Origin of the sequence: Burkholderia ubonensis (genome assembly GCF_001718695.1) — a bacterium.
Taxonomy (GTDB): domain Bacteria; phylum Pseudomonadota; class Gammaproteobacteria; order Burkholderiales; family Burkholderiaceae; genus Burkholderia; species Burkholderia ubonensis_B.
Map to the genome: position 1 here is coordinate 1,873,447 of NZ_CP013422.1, position 13,305 is coordinate 1,886,751.

Annotated in this window: 13 protein-coding genes and 1 pseudogene; 7 read left to right on the forward strand and 7 right to left on the reverse strand. The window is 64.5% G+C overall.

The window, feature by feature from the left end; all coding sequences use genetic code 11:
* Window positions 1–29: 29 nt before the first annotated feature.
* From WJ35_RS27895 to WJ35_RS27910, 3 genes and pseudogenes are all read right to left on the reverse strand, one after another.
* Window positions 30–1,204, reverse strand: a protein-coding gene (locus tag WJ35_RS27895; RefSeq protein WP_155121863.1) for an IS3-like element ISBvi4 family transposase whose coding sequence is annotated in 2 segments (ribosomal slippage) — window positions 30–943 and window positions 943–1,204 — 1,176 coding nt in all. Because the reading frame shifts where the segments join, the coding sequence is not laid out codon by codon here.
* 31 nt (window positions 1,205–1,235) lie between these two features.
* A pseudogene (locus WJ35_RS27905) lies at window positions 1,236–1,757 on the reverse strand (cysteine--tRNA ligase); the annotation flags it as partial.
* A gap of 393 nt (window positions 1,758–2,150) precedes the next feature.
* Window positions 2,151–2,522 (reverse strand): heavy metal-responsive transcriptional regulator, encoded by a 372-nt coding sequence (locus tag WJ35_RS27910; protein WP_034195534.1) that lies wholly within the window; start codon window positions 2,520–2,522, stop codon window positions 2,151–2,153.
* 99 nt (window positions 2,523–2,621) lie between these two features.
* On the opposite strand from WJ35_RS27910, the gene WJ35_RS27915 reads away from it, so the two are divergent.
* The 3 genes from WJ35_RS27915 (at window position 2,622) to WJ35_RS27925 (ending at window position 4,969) form a co-directional block, all read left to right on the forward strand.
* Entirely contained in the window at window positions 2,622–3,449 is an 828-nt protein-coding gene (locus WJ35_RS27915; RefSeq protein WP_059669177.1) for an SDR family NAD(P)-dependent oxidoreductase, read from the forward strand.
* Between the two features lie 189 nt (window positions 3,450–3,638).
* Complete coding sequence (locus WJ35_RS27920; RefSeq protein ID WP_069240485.1) at window positions 3,639–4,466, forward strand: AraC family transcriptional regulator; 828 nt, start codon at window positions 3,639–3,641, stop codon at window positions 4,464–4,466.
* A gap of 77 nt (window positions 4,467–4,543) precedes the next feature.
* Window positions 4,544–4,969 carry a cupin domain-containing protein gene (locus WJ35_RS27925; protein ID WP_059475914.1) on the forward strand — a complete coding sequence of 142 codons (426 nt, stop codon included), beginning with the start codon at window positions 4,544–4,546 and terminating at the stop codon, window positions 4,967–4,969.
* A gap of 242 nt (window positions 4,970–5,211) precedes the next feature.
* Here WJ35_RS27925 and WJ35_RS31675 read toward each other — a convergent pair whose 3' ends face one another.
* Window positions 5,212–5,898 carry a hypothetical protein gene (locus WJ35_RS31675; protein WP_124259675.1) on the reverse strand — a complete coding sequence of 229 codons (687 nt, stop codon included), beginning with the start codon at window positions 5,896–5,898 and terminating at the stop codon, window positions 5,212–5,214.
* Window positions 5,899–6,257: 359 nt separating this feature from the next.
* Here WJ35_RS31675 and WJ35_RS27930 point away from each other — a divergent pair, with 359 nt between their 5' ends.
* A complete protein-coding gene (locus WJ35_RS27930; protein ID WP_034194741.1) occupies window positions 6,258–6,740 on the forward strand; it encodes a cupin domain-containing protein in 483 nt (160 codons plus the stop codon).
* A 271-nt stretch (window positions 6,741–7,011) separates the two neighbouring features.
* Here the strand turns inward: WJ35_RS27930 and WJ35_RS27935 are convergent, their stop codons facing one another.
* Together WJ35_RS27935 and WJ35_RS27940 are read right to left on the reverse strand one after the other, a co-directional pair.
* Window positions 7,012–8,334: an ATP-binding protein gene (locus tag WJ35_RS27935; protein ID WP_069240486.1), complete on the reverse strand. Its 1,323-nt coding sequence runs from the start codon at window positions 8,332–8,334 to the stop codon at window positions 7,012–7,014.
* Window positions 8,331–9,071 (reverse strand): response regulator, encoded by a 741-nt coding sequence (locus WJ35_RS27940; protein ID WP_060232425.1) that lies wholly within the window; start codon window positions 9,069–9,071, stop codon window positions 8,331–8,333. The genes WJ35_RS27935 and WJ35_RS27940 overlap by 4 nt, the downstream gene beginning before the upstream one ends.
* Before the next feature lie 223 nt (window positions 9,072–9,294).
* On the opposite strand from WJ35_RS27940, the gene WJ35_RS27945 reads away from it, so the two are divergent.
* Window positions 9,295–9,885, forward strand: a complete 591-nt coding sequence (locus WJ35_RS27945) for a thioredoxin family protein (protein ID WP_069240487.1) — start codon at window positions 9,295–9,297, stop codon at window positions 9,883–9,885.
* A gap of 49 nt (window positions 9,886–9,934) precedes the next feature.
* On the opposite strand, the gene WJ35_RS27950 is transcribed toward WJ35_RS27945, so the two are convergent.
* Entirely contained in the window at window positions 9,935–10,573 is a 639-nt protein-coding gene (locus WJ35_RS27950; protein WP_069240488.1) for an FMN-binding negative transcriptional regulator, read from the reverse strand.
* Window positions 10,574–10,614: 41 nt separating this feature from the next.
* Between WJ35_RS27950 and WJ35_RS27955 the strand changes: the two genes are divergently transcribed.
* Both WJ35_RS27955 and WJ35_RS27960 read left to right on the forward strand, forming a co-directional pair.
* On the forward strand, window positions 10,615–10,998 hold the full coding sequence (locus WJ35_RS27955) for a hypothetical protein (RefSeq protein WP_124260299.1): 384 nt from the start codon (window positions 10,615–10,617) through the stop codon (window positions 10,996–10,998).
* Window positions 10,999–11,102: 104 nt separating this feature from the next.
* Complete coding sequence (locus WJ35_RS27960) at window positions 11,103–13,298, forward strand: penicillin-binding protein 1A (RefSeq protein WP_069240489.1); 2,196 nt, start codon at window positions 11,103–11,105, stop codon at window positions 13,296–13,298.
* Window positions 13,299–13,305: the final 7 nt, after the last annotated feature.

Genomic DNA, 13,305 nt, shown 5'->3' on the forward strand with positions numbered 1-13,305 from the left:
GTCGGACGGAATTCGTGGAGGCCAACGGGTTAAGCAGCGATCTGATTCAAATAGAAGCGCTGCGTGAACGCGACAGGCGATTGGTAGTTCAGACGCGCCTGCGTGCGCTGCCGGTTGTAGAAGATTTCGATGTATTCGCTGATCGCCAGGCGCGCCTGCTCGCGCGTGGCGAAGCGTTGATGATAGACCAGTTCATTCTTCAGCGTTCCCCAGAAGGATTCGATGGGCGCGTTGTCGTAGCAGTTGCCACGGCGGCTCATCGACGCGCGCATGTCAAACTGGCCGATGAGTGCTTGATAAGCCAGCGCACAATATTGCGACCCACGGTCGCTATGATGAATCAGGCCCGCCGGCGGTCGTCGGGTTGCGACAGCGCGAAACAGTGCCTGCATGACCAGATTTTTCGTCATACGTTCGCTCATCGCATAGCCGACGATTTCGCCGCTGTACAGGTCCTTCAGGCCGGCAAGATACAGCCAGCCCTCGTCGGTCGCGATATAGGTGATGTCACCGCACCAGGCCTGATTGGGCGCGGTCACTGAGAAATCCTGGTTCAACAGATTCGGCGCGACAGGCAGGTCGTGCTTCGAATTCGTCGTGGCCTTGAACCGGCGTTTCTGCTTGCAGCGCAGTCCCAGTTTTCTACGCAGTCGCCTGATCCGGTGCACGCCGATTCGCACGCCACGTTCATCGAGATGTTGCTTCAGGCGCTCGGGCCCGAAGCTTTCCCGAGTTCGCTGATGTGCCGCAAGTACCTCCGCTTCCAGGCGAGGCTCCTGCTGCGTTCTTTCGGACGGCCCGCGCTTGCGCCACGCATAGTAGCCGCTCACCGATACACCCAGCACGCGGCACATCGGCGGCACGGGATAGTCCTGTCGCATTTGTTCGATCACGCCGTACTTCACCGCGACTCCTTCGCGAAGTACGTCGCGAACTTTTTTAGCAGATCGCGCTCCATTTTGACCTCGGCCAGTTCGCGCTTGACCTGCGCCAGCTCGGCCTCCATTTCCGTCAGTGGCCTCTGGTGCCGGCCGACATCTTTCAGCTTACCGGCCTTCGCCGCGCGCACCCAGTTTGCCAGCGTCTTGATTGGGATCGACAAGCGCCGGGAAGCTTCCGATACCCCCACACCTTCGGCCAACGCCAACTTGACCGCTTCGTCGCGAAGCTCCTTCGTATAGACCGCTCTTGGAATTCGATTCATCCATGCCTCCGTTTCTCGATTTTACGAAACGTTGGCTTCCATTTTTTCCGACCGGCCTCAGAAAGCCGTAATCGTCCTGCTTGCCGGTGTCGAAGTAGAGGCCGTCGTTGGTCCTGTATACGTAGCCTGACCGTTCCAACTCGCCGATAAAGGCGATCTGCTCCGCGATGTGATCCGTCGCGCGGCACCATATCGACGGCTCCAGCAGGTTGAGGGCATGCCAATCCGCGAAGAAGGCCTCGGTGTAGCGCTGAGCGATAGCCCATGCTGACTCTCCGGTCCGTCTGCTACCTTTTTCCATCTTGTCTTCGCCTTCGTCGGCGTCCGACGTCAGGTGGCCGACGTCGGTGATATTGACGACGTGACGGACCTCGTAGCCGTTGCGAATGAGCACCCGGCGCAGAATGTCTTCGAACACATACGTTCTTAGATTGCCGATATGCGCATGGTCATAGACGGTGGGGCCGCAGCAATACATGCCAACGCGGCCAGCGTGAATTGGCGTGAACGAGCGCACGGTACGCGACCAGGTGTCATACAACGTAAGTTGCATCAACTCTCTCCGTCTCGAAGGGGGCAAAAACGAAAAGGCCGCCGGTTTTGCAACGGGCGGCCAGAGGCGATTGATGCGACGTGTAGTTAATCGCTAGACGCAGCATCTCCCCGGCACGTTTTGACAACATGCGCGGACCAGCGAAAAGAGGGATTTGGAGCGACTAATCATGCTGACGATCCTAGCGTCGTTTGGCTGCGCAGGTCAATACCGGCGAATGGCCGCTTTGAGCGTGGTCTTCCGACTGACCGTTTGTGGCCGGACTCGGCCGGCCGCAGCCCCGGCAGGCACCGACTGGCTCAACCCGACCCTGAAGGGACCCTCACGGGCGATCAAAGCGGCCATCGAAGTTCCTGTGCGGGGCAGGATGACACTTGCACCGGCCGCGACTGATCACGCTACTTCTTCGACACAATCGCCGCCAACTTTGGCCAGCGCATTCAGCAGCCCGGTTCGCAGCGTGGTTAACGCGAGACTCTTTGCGTCGAGTTCGGCGAGCTTTGCTTGCAGGCACGCGACCTTTTGGTCAACGCCGAACGTCGGACTTTCCCATACATGGACAACGTCGCCAATTTCCGCCAGCGTGAAGCCCAACGCCTTCGCGTGGACGATCAGCCGTATCCGCTGTAACGAAAGTTCGGAATAGTGCTTGTAAGTGTTCGTCGCGTTACCTTGCGTTGCTTTATCCAGCAGACCCATACGCTCGTAGTAACGGACGGTGTCGCGCGATACACCCGCCCGCTTGCATAGCTCGCCGATGCGCATGCTGCCTCCAATCAATGTCGTGGACCGTCATTTACGCTTGACCGTTGCCTATAGTCAACGGTTTAGAGTGCAACTCCCGTTCCACTCCATCAGCAGCCCATGAGCAAATCTTTCGATTTTGGCGGAAAAACAGCACTCGTCACGGGTGCATCATCGGGTATCGGGCGCGCGTTTGCCCACGCGTTGGCCGAACGCGGTGCGAGACTCCTGCTGGTCGCACGCTCTCACGACAAGCTGCGTGATCTGGCCGCGGAACTGCGGCGCGATTACGCGTGCGACGCCGATTTTCTGACGGTCGACCTGAGCGCAGCCGACGCCGTCGACACGATCGATCGCCATCTGAAGGGGACCGGCACGTTCGTCGATGTGCTGATCAACAATGCGGGCTTCGCAGCTTACGGGCGCTTTGAAACGATTCCGCTGACGCGCCAGCGCGATGAAGTCCTGGTGAACTGCATCGCCGCGATCGAGCTGACTCATCTTCTGCTGCCGGGGATGCAAGCGCGATCCGGCGGCGCAGTCATCAACGTCGCGTCAACCGCGGCATTCCAGCCCGATCCGTATATGGCCGTCTACGGCGCGACGAAGGCCTTTCTCCTGTCATTTTCGGAAGCTGTTTGGGCTGAAAACCGGCAGCGGGGCATCCGGGTCGTCGCGCTATGTCCCGGCGCCACGCAAACGGCCTTTTTCGACGTTGTTGGCACGAAGGAGGCTGCAGTCGGCGTGCCGATGCCGGTCGCCAACGTGGTGCGGGATGCGTTGTGGGCGCTCGATCGTAATCTGAGCTATCGGGTTGTGGGGACGCGAAATCGACTGCTTGCGAACTTGCAGAGACTACTGAGCCGTCAGATGTCGGCTCGGCTCGTTGAAAAAATCCTTCGACCGAGAGAAGTTCGGAATCTCGCGGCAACAGATATCAAGGCGTAGGGTTGCGCTGTTTTCAAATGGTGGTCTCTTGGCGTCGCGAACGGCCGCGTTTCAACCCGGCGCGTCGACCGTAGCATGTCATCGCTAGTGGACTATCCGATGCGACAATTCGGATAGCGGCTTTGCATCGTACAGCGCCTGAGCGCCCGTGCCGCAGCGTGATGCGTCAGGCCATCCACGCTCTACATCATGAACCGACAACCCGCAATCTCATGCCCCGACTGGGTAAGGCGCGCCGAGCCGATAGAAGGTGTCGAACGCATCGAAGCGTGGTTTCACGGCAAGGCGTATGCCATGCACCGCCACGATACCTATGCGATTGGTCGCACGCTCGCCGGCGTCCAGTGCTTCCACTATCGGCGCAGCCTGCGCAGCAGCGTGCCGGGGCAAACGATGGTCCTGCATCCCGACGAGGCTCACGATGGTCAGGCGGGTACCGACGAAGGGTTTCGGTACCGGATGATCTACGTGGAACCCGCGCTTTTTCAGGACGTGCTCGGCGGGCGCGCGCTGCCGTTCATCGACGGCGGCGTGACGACCGATGCGCGCCTTGCGGCGGCAACCACGACATTGCTGCAGCACGTCGGCTATAGGCTTGAACCGCTTGAACAAAGCGATGCCCTCGTCGAACTGACGCATGCGATTGCCGCTGTTGCCGGCACGCCCACACGCCGTCCGAAAGGCGATTTCCTCGCGGCGCGGCGCGCGCGCGACTATTTGCACGTGAACTGCGCGCGCGTCGTCACGCTCGTCGAACTTGAAGCGGCGACGGGCCGCGATCGCTGGAGTCTGTCGCACGACTTTCGCACCTTCTACGGAACGAGCCCGTACCGTTATCTGACGATGCGGCGCCTCGATACGGTGCGCCGCATGCTGCTCGCTGGCACCTCGCTCGCTCACGCCGCTGCGGCCGCGGGTTTTTCCGATCAGAGCCACATGACGCGACACTTCTCGAAAACATTCGGGCTGACGCCAGGGCGCTGGCTCCAGGTCACGGGCAGCATTCACCGCGGCTGAAAACACACACGATCGTTCAATACGGCCGCAAGGAGCATGTATATCCTCGAAGCATTGCCCCTTGAACGGAGAGAACGGTGTCCCAATCCTCGAAACACAACAACGTGCCGGCCGAACGCGGCCAGTGCCAGACCATCGATTTGACCGGCAAGATCGCGCTGATCGACGGCCACTGGCAGCCGCGCGTCGTCGCTGAAATGAATGACTATCAGTTCAAGGTCGTGAAAGTCGAAGGCGAGTTTCAGTGGCACCGCCATGCCGATACCGACGAAACGTTCATCGTGCTCGGAGGCGAGTTGCGTATCGAATTTCGCGCGGGCCCTTCGGGCGATGGTTCTATTGTGTTGCGTGCCGGTCAGATGGCCGTGGTGCCGAAGGGGGTCGAACACAAGCCCTGTGCAAATGCCGAAGTGAAGCTGCTGTTGATCGAGCCGCGCGGCGTCGTCAACACGGGCGACGGCGCAGCGGGCGAGCGTACTGTCGAGAACGACCAGTGGATTTAAGGCAGCCTCTGCGTATGCCAGCTGAGATAGTCGGAGCCGGCGAGCTTGAGCGAGTCTGCGGAAGCGCGATCATCGTCGATCTGGACGCATCGGTTCGACGGCTCGTTCTGGCCGACTGTCGCCTGATGCCGTTGGCCGAACCCGCCCCTGAAGAGACAGTCAGATCTCCTGCAAGCGGACACTCGGCGCATGTTCATTGGCGCAGTCACCCGCCATCCACACGAAGGATTCTTTGTTCGCGATCATGCCATGCCGGTAGCTTTAGTCAGCATCTCACCGAGTCGTATGGAGACTGGGTCTTCCGCTGAACGCCCTTCGAGAAAGCGATCCAACTCTCGACGTGCGCCATCAGCGTTGCCTGTCCTCGCGAGCACAAATGCGAGCGCGATCGGATGCTGGACATAGTTGTAAAACCCCAAGCCTCCGCTCGACAGATAGCTTCGCAGCCATTCGAATGCCCCGACGACGTCCTCGATCGAATTGACCAGTCGCCAAAATTCGTCTGCCCGTGCGATCGCAGCTTGCACAATCGGCGCCGATTTCTGAGCGACGACCTGCTCTCCACAAATAAGGCTCACGTCTAAGTCCCTGTCGCGTGCATCAACAACGAGGTCAAAGATCGCAGTTTTGTTGGTTCGGTGCCAGCGAACAGAACTGCCGGACACATGCGGGACAAAGTCAAAGGACAAGCCCCATCGAGGAGCGATGACGCCGCCTTTCCATGCGGAAAATGCAAATATCTGGCGGATAGGTGATCCGTCGTGTCGCACCCACTTCAGAGGCGCTACTGTCTCGACCCCCCGCGCGTTCAAAGCCGCATCGACCACGGGAGACATTACGCGATGCGCTGCCTCCAAGGTCACCATGTTGAATGCTTCGCCGTTTTTAGAATCATTCCGAACGTGCGCTATCCACTTGCTGATGCTCATCGTCGCAACACCATTGTCGGGCTTGGAAGGCCGCCGCTATCAGTCTGATTTGACGGGGCGTAGCCGTGGTTTGACCTTGCATTGTCGACGATTCAGATCGCGCTGTCGAATGTCCGTTCCTGGCCGGGAAGTCGCCGGTCGGCGCCCGGTGCGGCCCGACCGGCGACTTCCGACCCGGAGCCGACGGTGGACTCAGCAGCACATTTTCGGCAGATCCCAAACTACAACGGCCATTCACCCTTGCCCGCCGCTTGCGGCTCGTCGGCCGAAATGGCCATGGCCAAGATTGGCCGCAGGTTGTGGTTAGCGTCCGCTCCTAAACCGTTATCATCAATGGCCGTCCTTTAAGAGAACAACCGATGAGCCGACCAGATTTCGTCAAACACTGGACTGAACTCGAAGAACCGGATGCACATTCCTATCCCGCCGATACCGAGCCCATGGCGCTAGACGCTCCGCTTTCTGCCGCACTCGGCATCACGCGTATTGGTATTCATCATGTGAGGCTTCTACCCGGCCGGAGGACATCATATCCGCACGCCGAAAGTACCGAGCAGGAGTTTGTGTACGTGCTCGAGGGCAAGCCTGACGTCTGGATCGACGGTGTGCTGCATTCCATTGCTGAAGGTGATTCGGTTGCGTTTCCGGCAGGTACGGGAATTTGCCACACCTTCATCAACAATACGAAGGACGAAGTCAGGCTGATGGTGATCGGCGAACGTCCGCGCGACGACAATCGTATTCGTTACCCGCTCAACGAAGCGTACGAACTTACGCGCGCGGACCGCTGGGTGGACTGGCCCGCTAGACCCCTCGGCGACCATAACGGAATGCCGGACTGAGCTTACGCGGATCAACGCGGCGGCTGATGACCCACGATTCGTCCTCGCGAATCGAATGGCCGCTCGCAGGGTGGATCTAACATCTGAACGTCCGCGCAGCGGCGCTAGCGAATGACGCTTCATGGCCGGAACTTAGTCAGACACCTGGCGCTGTCTGTTTGGTCTAGTCCAGCCATATACATTTGCTTCGTCGCACTTCGCTCGTCACGCTTGACTCATCTCGCACGATTCGTCTCGCGTGATCGGCGCCCGTACTTCCCCCCTCCCCCCATCACCCCACATTCACCAACGTCAACCGCGCCTCCAGCCCGCCGCCATCCTCCCGGTTGCGCAGCGTCAGCGCGCCGCCCATCGCGAGCGCGAGCTGCCGCGCGATCGCGAGGCCGAGCCCCGTGCCGCCCGTCTCGCGATTGCGCGACGTCTCGACGCGCCGGAACGGCTCGAACACCGCATCGAGCTGGTCGTCCGGAATGCCGGGCCCGCGGTCCAGCACCGCTATGACCGCGCCACCGTCCGGCGCGGCCGTCACGTCGATCTCTGCCGCACCGGAGAACTTCAGCGCGTTGTCGACGAGATTGCCGACGATGCGGCGCAGCGCCTTCGGCCGCGTGACGAGCGCGATCGGCGCGCGGCTGTGCAGCGTGACGGCCTGCCCCGCGTCCGCGTAGTCGCACACGATGCTGTCGAGCAGCGCATCGAGATCGGTGCGCCGCGCGGCTTCCTCGGTGCCGTGCAGCGTCTTCGCATACGCGACGCCCTCCTTCACGAGATGCTCCATCTCGATCAGGTCCTGGCGCAGCTTCGCGCCCTGCGCGTCGTCGTCCATCACGTCGACGCGCAGCCGCATCCGCGTGATCGGCGTCTGCAGGTCGTGCGAGATCGATGCGAGGATCTGCATGCGCTCCGCCATGTACTGCGCGATGCGGTCCTGCATCGCATTGAACGCGCGCGCCGCGCGCGCGACCTCGGACGGGCCGTCCTCGCTCAGGCGCTCCGCCTTCAGGTCCGGGCCGAGCGCATCGGCGGCCTGCGCGAGCTGCTTGAGCGGCCGCGTCGCGAGCCGCACCGCGAGCCAGCAGCATGCGGCCAGCACCGCGAGCTGCAGCGCGAGCACGAACGGCAGCCAGCCCGACAGCGGCACCGTCGACATCGGATGGATGTCGATCGTCAGCGGCGACCCGTCGGTCAGGCGCAGATGCACCTGCAGATGCTCGCGCTCGCCGGGCATCGCGTTCGCCGTCAACGGGTACTCGCCGCCGATGCCGTCCGAGATCGACCGCTCGACGCGCGCCGACAGCCGCGCCTGCGGCGGCGTGCCGGTCTCGCCCGGCCCGAGGATGAACTGGTAGCTGCGCCGCGCGAGCCGCGGCAGCCACTCGGCGCGCTCGGCAGGCGACAGATGGTCGAGCAGCGCCACCGAGCTCGCGACTTCGCGCTCGATGTACCCCATCATCAGGTTGGTGGTGGCCTGGTCGCGCTCCGTCAGCGTGAGCCAGAACGACAGCGTCTGCGCGAGCGCGAGGCCCACGCACAGGATCAGCGCGAGCCGCGCGAACAGCGTGCGCGGCCACCGCCCTATCGCGCGCGGCGTCATGACGTGCCTTCGATGACGGTCACCGCCGCCGAGAACACATAGCCCTCGTTGCGCAGCGTCTTGATGTAGCGCGGCTCGCGCGCGCCGTCGCGCAGGCGCTGCCGCAGGCGGCTCACGAGCAGGTCGATCGAGCGGTCGAACGGATCGGACTGCCGCCCCTGCGTCAGGTTGAGCAGCTGGTCGCGGGTCAGCACCCGCTGCGGATGATCGAGGAACACGCGCAACAGCCGGTACTCCGCGCCGCTCAGCGCGACCAGCGTGCCTTCGGCGTCGAGCAGGTGCCGCCCCGTCGTATCGAGCCGCCATTCGCCGAAGCCGAGCATCCCGGCCGCCTCCGTCACCTGCATGCCGGGCGGCAGCATCCGCGTGCGCCGCAGCACCGAGCGGATTCGCGCCAGCAGCTCGCGCACCGCGAACGGCTTCGCGAGATAGTCGTCCGCGCCCATCTCGAGGCCGACGATGCGGTCGGTTTCCTCGCCGCGCGCGGTCAGCATCAGCACCGGCACCGCGCGGAACTTGCCGACGCGCAGCTCGCGGCACAGCACGAGGCCGTCCTCGCCCGGCATCATCAGGTCCAGCACGATCAGGTCGGGGGCGCCGCTGTCGAGCACCCCGCGCATCTCGCGGCCGTTCGCGGCCAGCGACACGCGCATGCCGTTCTTCTCGAGGTAGTCGGCGATCAGTTCGCGAATGCCGCGATCGTCGTCGACGATCAGTACGTGGTCGGTCTTGTCCATGGGTGTCTTCGTCGTGATGTGGCGGCTCGCGATGTCCGCTTTTATACCGCAGCGCGGCCGCGCGTTTGTATCTCAATGTATCGCGCCGCCGCGACGACACACAACATTGCACACGCGCCGCTTGGAGGACACATCGCCGATACGTCGGTGCGGCCCAATGGGGATCGTCGAAACCCGTCGGCCGACGCACCCGCCCAGCCGGCCACCGAACCGGAGAACCGCCATGCTGCCCCGTTTCAGAACCGCCGTCGCCGTGGTCGCGGTCGCCGCCACGGCCGCGCTCGCCGCATTCGCCGGCACGCGCGACGATGCCAAGCTGCCCGCATCGGCAGCCGGCATGCAGGCGCCGAACTTCACCGGCATCGAGCGCTGGCACAACAGCGCGCCGCTGACGCTCGGGCAGTTGCGCGGCAAGGTCGTGCTCGTCGATTTCTGGACGTATTCGTGCATCAACTGCATTCATACGATTCCGTATGTCAACGACTGGTATCGCAAGTACCGCGATCAGGGGCTGGTCGTGATCGGCGTGCATACGCCCGAGTATCCGTTCGAGCGCGATGCGCGCAATGTCGCGGATGCGGTGGGGCGCTTCGGGATACGTTATCCGGTTGCGCAGGATAACCGCTACGACACCTGGCGCGCGTACGGCAACCAGTACTGGCCCGCGCTGTACCTGATCGACGCGAGCGGCAAGGTGGTCTACACGCGGTACGGCGAAGGCGGGTACGACACGACGGAAGCCGCGATCCGCGCCGCGCTCGCGCAAGCACATGCGGCCACCGACGCGATGCAACGCGCGACGCGCACGCAGTAGCTCGCACGGCGGCGCGCGCAGGTGCGGCGCGCGTGCGGATCGGCGCGACTCACTGCCGCTTCGCGTCCGCCTGCTCGAGCATCGCGTCGCCGATGGCCACCTGCCCGTTCGCGATCAGCGCGTCGGCCGCGCCGCGAATATCCTCCACCGCCTTGTTCTGCCCCAGCTTGCGCTTCCCGACCAGCCGCGTGATCTCGATCTGCAGCCCGACGATCGACTGCAGCATCGTATCGAGGTAGTCCTTCGGCGCGTCCCCCATCTTCCACGGTTCAGGCAGCGCTGCTTCGTGCGTGCGCGTCAGCCGCGCGACCACGCCGCGCACGAAGCGCTCGTCGTCGCGCACCGTGACGCGCCCGTGCGCATGCACGGCGACGTAGTTCCACGTCGGCACCTGCCGGTGCGTCGCGTGCTTGCTCGGATACCAGCTCGGCGAGATATACGCATCGCCTCCACGAAAAATCACCAGCACCTCGCCGCCGTCCGCGACGTCCTGCCAGACCGGATTCGCGCGCGCGACGTGCGCATGCAGCTCGCCGAGCCCGCCGTCGCCGGCTACCAGCTCGAACGGCAGGTGGTTCGCATCGAGCCCGCTCCTGCCGTGCGTGACCAGGCTGCCGAACGGGTGCTGGACGATCAGCTCGCGCAGCGCGTCGGGGTTCGATTCGGCGAAATGGGCAGGGACGTACATGGCGGCTCCACGGTGGGACGGGGTTCGGCTGACGGCCCTGCATGGGCTTCGTCATGCGCAGATTGTGCCCGCAAACTGGTTTCTTCTGTAGAACCGGTTGCGAGCAGTTTCAGCAGAACAGGATCGTGGCCCGAACGGCCCGCATCGTGGCAATGCCGTCGCTCGGCGCGCTCCGGCGCGCCGCCGTGCGCCTCGGCGACGTGCGGCTCGGCGACGATCCGCCGTCCACGTGGCGGCTCGCGGCATCGCTGCAGGCGGCGCGCTCCACCGTCGTCGAAGCGAATGCACGACCGAGCGGCAAAGGCTTCGTGGAAGCGCGCGGCGTGGCGGCTTCGATCGCGCAGATGGAGGCGGCCGCCCTCGACCCGAGCGGCGCGCCGCGGCCGCGGGCGCCGCGAAAGGTTGTCCGCGGGCAACAAACGTAATCGTCTGTAAATCCTGCAAGAAAACGGCCGTTTCGGCCCGCGGCAGCCGCTCGCGGTTTGCTAGCATCGCGCCTTTTCGGACCGCGCTCCGCGCTACCGTCGCCGTGAATCGCTTCGTGCCGTCTCTTCGCAATCTGTGGCTCCGCTGCCGCGACCGCGCGCGCGCCTTGTGCGCCGGCGCATGGCAGCGGCTGCGCCATCCGACGCGCCGCGGCGTCGTGCTCGCGCTCGCGGCGCTTCCGCTGCTCGGGCTGCTGGTCCTGCTCGCGTTCGTGCCGTTCACGCCGAGCATCGGCGACATCCGCAAGGCGCGCATCGACCGCCCCGCGCAGATCGTGTCGGCGGACGGCCAGGTGATCGCCGAGTTCCGGCCGGTGAACCGCGAATGGGTGCCGCTGTCACAGATCTCGCCGCACATGGTCGACGCGCTGATCGCCACCGAGGACCGCCGCTTCTACGACCACCACGGCATCGACTGGCGCCGCACGCTCGGCGCCGCGCTGCATACCTTCTCCGGCGACCGCCAGGGCGGCTCGACGATCACGCAGCAGCTCGCGCGCAACCTGTATCCCGACGAAGTCGGCCGCGCGCCGACGCTCACGCGCAAGCTGAAGGAACTGGTGACCGCGTTCAAGATCGAGAGCGTGTACACGAAGGACCAGATCCTCGAGACCTACCTGAACACGGTGCCGTTCCTGTACAACGCGTACGGCATCGAAATGGCCGCGCGCACCTACTTCGGCAAATCGGCCGCCCAGCTCGACATCCTTGAAAGCGCGACGCTCGTCGGCATGCTGAAGGCCAACAGCTATTACAACCCGGTGCTCAACCCCGAGCGCGCGCTGCAGCGGCGCAACACCGTGCTCGGCCAGATGGAGAAATTCGGCAAGCTGCGGCCCGACGCGTATGCGGCGCTGACCCGCCGGCCGCTGCGCGTCGATTTCGAACCGCAGGCCGCGTCGCCCGGCCTCGCGCCGCACTTCACCGTGCTGTTGCGCAAATGGCTGATCGCGTGGGCCGACCGCAACAACTACAACATCTACTCGGACGGGCTCGTCGTGCGCACAACGATCGATTCGCGCCTGCAGGAGATCGCCACGCAGGCGGTCGAACGGCAGACGGACCGGCTGCAGGAAATCGCGAACGACGCGTGGCGCGGCCCGAACGGCTGCGGGCTGCGCAACGACCTGTTTCGGAGCTTCATTCGCCAGACGCCCGACTACCGCAGCGCGCGCGATGCCGGCCTGACGGACCCGGTCGCGCTGCGCAGGCTCGGCGCGAATCGCGACTTCATGCGCGCGCTGTGCCGGAGCAAGACGCGGGTGCAGGCCGGCTTCGTCGCGCTCGATCCGCGCAACGGCCAGATTCGCGCGTGGGTCGGCAGCCCCGACTTCGGCGACGAACCGTTCGATCACGTGCAGCAGGCGCGCCGCCAGCCGGGCTCGACGTTCAAGCCATTCGTCTACGGCGCGGCGTTCGCGGACGGCCTGCGGCCGGACGACACGTTCGTCGACCGCAATGTCGCGATCCCGCTCGACGCTCACGCGGTGTGGCGGCCGACCGACGCGGAACCGCCGAGCGGCCTGCCGATGACGCTGCGCGACGCGCTCGCGCATTCGCGCAACCGCATCACCGCGCAGCTGATGCAGCACGAAGGCCCGGCGAAGGTGGTGCGGCTCGCGCGCGCGATGGGCGTGCGCGAGAGTCCGCTCGACGCGGTGCCGTCGCTCGCGCTCGGCACGAGCCCGGTCACGCTGAAGGAAATGGTGTCGGCGTACGGCACGATCGCGAACCGCGGCATGTACGTCGAACCGCAGATGGTCACGCGCATCGAGGATCACGACGGCAAGGTGCTGGCCGTGTTCGCGAGCCCGCCGCCGGAACGGGCGCTGCCCGCGAACGCAGCGCTGACGCTCGTCGACGTGATGCGCGACGTCGTCGACCAGGGCACCGGCGTGGACATCCGCGCGCGCTACGGCATTCGCGCCGACGTGGCCGGCAAGACGGGCACGACGCAGGACAACGCCGACGGCTGGTTCATCCTGATGCATGCGCAGCTGGTGGCCGGCGCGTGGGTCGGCTTCGACGACGGCCACGTGACGCTCGGCAGCGACTACTGGGGCGAAGGCGCGCACAGCGCGCTGCCGATCGTCGGCACGTTCTACGATGCCGCGTTGCGTGCGCGCGTGATCGATCCGCGCGCGCAGCTGTCGCCGGATTTCCGGCCGCGCAGCGCGCCGGCGCCGAAGCGGCGCGCACCGCATGCGGGCCTGTTCGACTGGCTGAAATTCTTCCGCTGACCGGCGC